This is a genomic window from Bacillus proteolyticus, from assembly GCF_001884065.1.
Classification (GTDB): Bacteria; Bacillota; Bacilli; order Bacillales; family Bacillaceae_G; genus Bacillus_A; species Bacillus_A proteolyticus.
Genome location: NZ_MACH01000040.1, coordinates 1 through 2932 on the forward strand (window position 1 = coordinate 1; position 2932 = coordinate 2932).

Genomic DNA, 2932 nt, shown 5'->3' on the forward strand with positions numbered 1-2932 from the left:
TAGTATCAGTATGTCCAAGATTTAGAGATTACCTGCAATTATCTTGAAGTTTTCGCACCAGAACCATAAAAAAGGGCACAGAAAAATGTATAGAATCAGCAGATTTTAATAGAGATCATTTAGTAGAATGCCATATTGTTTACGAAGGTACAGTAGTAGTGAGAGACCGTATTCATGTTCCTATTCAAATCGAAAATACTTTACAAAAATCGTTTTAATCAATCTTTTTATAAAAATTCTTCACTTCAAAAACAAAACCCACGTATTTTGATCAATCTTTATTCAAAATGCGTGGGTTCCCTCTATTATAAAATCAACATTTGTAGCATCTTTTTGGTCAAACTTTATTTCAAACCAACATTAATCAAACACTTTAGCAATTTCCTTTCCTTTGTTCAAGTCAGAAACTTTAATTTTTTCTGTAATACCAGTGTGATAGTTGATAAGAAACTTTTCCATAAAGTAATATAATGTAATATGTATGTCCCATTATTTAGAAATTGAAAGGAGTCATTATGTAATGATTATTTGGAGAGGTAAAGGACTGTTAGTAGTCTTAGCATTAATTTTAGGGAGTCTGATAAGTGGAATATTTAGTAGTATGTTGCAAGTGGACACGGTACATAACCCTGGATTTATTTTTAATGGAATATTTTGTACTATATTTATAGCGATGAGTAATTATTTTTTCACTAAAAAGTTTATATCTGATAGTGTACGAACACTTGTTGATGAAAAAACCGGAGAAAGAGTTCAAATAAAAGATAACTCTGCGTTATTTTTCATTCGAAATAAATATTGGACTTGGATTATTCTAGTTTTAGGTGTTGGACTTACTATTACTGTTAGTGCGCAATTATCATAATTTTTTATATTATTATATAAGGGATTACCTATGATTTTAAAACTCTGATCTTTTTAAAATCATAGTTTTTTATATTAACTACTTTTAATAATTTAAATTACTTATATTCATAAATTGATTTTATTTAAAATAAAATTTTTATTTATAGGGGATCAGTGTAGATTATTTAAAAATTTGCATACGAAATAAACCCTAATTAATATAGGTATTACTACCATAATGGGTATTGTATGAAAAAAATATTTTATGAAAGCAAGTGAAGAAAAATGAATAATAAATTAATTCAACGCAAATGGGCATTAGTTGTAGCAATTTTGTTTACAATATCATCTATTATGCATCTAGCAGGAGGAGATATTAAGATCGATCCTTATGGAATGGGAGAGTTATTGGCAGATTTTTTAATCCCAATATTTTTTTATGTTTTGGCATTTAAAAAGAAGAAAGAAAAATAAACTTCGATGCTATAAAAACACAAAATTTCCATTTAGGGGGTACTTTAAAATCTTAGCTTGATGGGTATGTGGCGATACCTCATTAATTAGACATAGTATGTGAAATTTTAAAAGAAGACACTCAATTCGAGTGTCTTTTCTTTTTGTAGATATTATTATTGAAGATTTACTCGAACTTCTTCTTCTGATAAGGAAATTGGTTTGAAGATTAATTGAAGCTTAGGATCTCCTTGTTTTGATTCGAAAGCAATAGTTCCAGTTATTTTCCCATTTTGTGCAAGTTTTCCAAAATTCAATTGAGTATCTTGGTTAATCATAGTTAACGTTGGGTCTACAATATTTCCTTCACTGTTTTGTAAACTGAAATCGTGAGCATTATAATGTATTTCTTCTTCGCCGCCATTTTCTATAGTTACATTAGCGATTAAAAATTCATGACCCTCTTTAGGTTTATCGAATTCTCCACCTGGAGACTTTTCAACATTTGTAACAGTTAATTTGTGATTTCCAAGTTTAATTGTTTCGCCAACTTTAAATTTTTTTTTCTCTTCTTTCTTTTCAGTTGTTTGTTCTGTTTTTGTATCATTTGATACTTTTTTGGCAGTTTCTTCTGTATCACTACATCCCGCTAGACTTATAGCAAGCGCTCCAGTTATAACGAGTGTCCCCATCTTCTTATACATTTCGTTTCCTCCAATTATGTAAAATGTATGATTCCTGAACTATCATAACAAATATGGTTACAATTTTTTTGTCAGATTATGTCGAACATAAATAAAAAAAGAGAGCATAAGCTCTCAGAGGTTCTGGTGCAAACACTCCAAAACGCTTGTAAGTAACCTCCTAGACTTGGACATACTGATACTAGTACTCTGAAAAAGGATGTGATTGGTATGGAAAAGCAAAATCTATTCCAGTGGAAACATTATCAACCTGATATTATTTTATTAACCGTGAGATGGTACCTACGGTACAACCTCAGTTTTCGTAATTTAGTCGAAATGATGGAAGGGCGTGGGTTATCACTTGCTCATACAACTATCATGCGATCGGATCATCAATATGGTCCTGAATTAGATAAGCGAGTACGACGTCATCTTAAATCAATCAATGATTCTTGGCGAGTCGATGAGACGTATATGAAAGTCAAAGGTCAATGGATGTACCTATATCGTGCTGTTGATTCAAAAGGAAATACAATTGATTTTTATTTAAGCAAAACAAGAGATCATAGGGCTGCAAAGCGTTTTTTCAAGAAAGCTTTGCAGTCTTTTCATGTTTCAAAGCCCCGTGTGATTACAGTGGACAAAAACCCGGCCTATCCTATAGCGATTGAAGAGTTGAAGACAGAGAAAAAGATGCCTGTAGGCATCCAAATAAGGCAGGTAAAATACCTGAATAATATTGTAGAGCAAGATCATCGTTTTATTAAAAAGCTAGTTCGTTCAATGCTAGGATTGAAATCTTTTCGTACAGCTAAATCTATTCTTTCAGGAATAGAAGCGATGCATATCATTAAAAAAGGCCAACTTATTTTACGGGACAAGTCTGTCCAAAATCAAGTGAAGTTCATCCATCAACTATTTGGAATTGCTGCTTAAGACTAGATTTC

At 31.2% G+C, this 2932-nt stretch carries 5 protein-coding genes; 4 read left to right on the forward strand and 1 reads right to left on the reverse strand.

Annotated elements, in window-relative coordinates:
* Nucleotides 1-65: 65 nt before the first annotated feature.
* From BAQ49_RS32075 to BAQ49_RS04215, 3 genes are all read left to right on the forward strand, one after another.
* Nucleotides 66-218, forward strand: coding sequence for a nucleotide-binding domain-containing protein (locus BAQ49_RS32075; protein ID WP_165616026.1), 153 nt, complete (start codon nucleotides 66-68; stop codon nucleotides 216-218).
* A gap of 302 nt (nucleotides 219-520) precedes the next feature.
* Complete coding sequence (locus BAQ49_RS04210; RefSeq protein ID WP_071744305.1) at nucleotides 521-865, forward strand: hypothetical protein; 345 nt, start codon at nucleotides 521-523, stop codon at nucleotides 863-865.
* A 266-nt stretch (nucleotides 866-1131) separates the two neighbouring features.
* A complete protein-coding gene (locus BAQ49_RS04215; protein ID WP_071744306.1) occupies nucleotides 1132-1320 on the forward strand; it encodes a hypothetical protein in 189 nt (62 codons plus the stop codon).
* 155 nt (nucleotides 1321-1475) lie between these two features.
* Here the strand turns inward: BAQ49_RS04215 and BAQ49_RS04220 are convergent, their stop codons facing one another.
* Nucleotides 1476-2003 (reverse strand): DUF4352 domain-containing protein, encoded by a 528-nt coding sequence (locus tag BAQ49_RS04220; protein WP_002161807.1) that lies wholly within the window; start codon nucleotides 2001-2003, stop codon nucleotides 1476-1478.
* A gap of 210 nt (nucleotides 2004-2213) precedes the next feature.
* Between BAQ49_RS04220 and BAQ49_RS04225 the strand changes: the two genes are divergently transcribed.
* Nucleotides 2214-2921, forward strand: a complete 708-nt coding sequence (locus BAQ49_RS04225) for an IS6 family transposase (protein WP_071744307.1) — start codon at nucleotides 2214-2216, stop codon at nucleotides 2919-2921.
* Nucleotides 2922-2932 lie beyond the last annotated feature (11 nt).

Coding starts and splice junctions, on each gene's coding strand:
- BAQ49_RS04210 (WP_071744305.1), top strand. CDS start 521: ATGATTATTTGGAGAGGTAAAGGACTGTTAGTAGTCTTAGCATTAATT.
- BAQ49_RS04215 (WP_071744306.1), top strand. CDS start 1,132: ATGAATAATAAATTAATTCAACGCAAATGGGCATTAGTTGTAGCAATT.
- BAQ49_RS04220 (WP_002161807.1), bottom strand. CDS start 2,003: ATGTATAAGAAGATGGGGACACTCGTTATAACTGGAGCGCTTGCTATA.
- BAQ49_RS04225 (WP_071744307.1), top strand. CDS start 2,214: ATGGAAAAGCAAAATCTATTCCAGTGGAAACATTATCAACCTGATATT.